The following is a 417-nucleotide window of genomic DNA, read 5'->3' as shown; positions in this document are numbered from 1 at the left end:
ATGCGGGATTCGCTCAGGGTTATCCGTCATTTTATTTCGGCCCCAAGGGGCCGAGTTTTTGTCGAAGGATAAACTTAAAGAAAGGAAAAATATGAAAATTATTCTGGGAATATTGATAGCGCTGGTTGTTTTTTCAACAAACGCTTTTACTTACGAAACGGGGGTCCAACAAAATCCCCTTCAAGTACAATATTTTTATATGATCAGCAGTTCAGTTTACGTTCAGTTTAATCCGGGCTCCATGCCGGGCTGCTTTTCCGGTCGCGGAGGCGTGCTTGACAGGGATCAGCCCCAGTTTAAGGAACTCTATAGTGAGGTGATGGCCATGCGTTATATGGGTGGGAAGATGGGGACTGTGTATTATAGTTTTAACCCTGACCGTAACCCAAACAGGGCGGAGTGGCCTGATTGCGTCAT

General features: G+C 45.6%; 1 pseudogene (running past one end of the window). It reads left to right on the top strand.

What is annotated here, in order from left to right:
• Nucleotides 1-58: 58 nt before the first annotated feature.
• A pseudogene (locus tag A2048_08050) lies at nucleotides 59-417 on the top strand (hypothetical protein); it runs 79 nt beyond the window's last position.

This window comes from Deltaproteobacteria bacterium GWA2_45_12 (genome assembly GCA_001797365.1).
Taxonomy (GTDB): Bacteria; UBA10199; UBA10199; order UBA10199; family UBA10199; genus UBA10199.
Note: the sequence above shows the minus strand (reverse complement) of the source record. Positions and strands in the feature narration are given on the sequence as shown.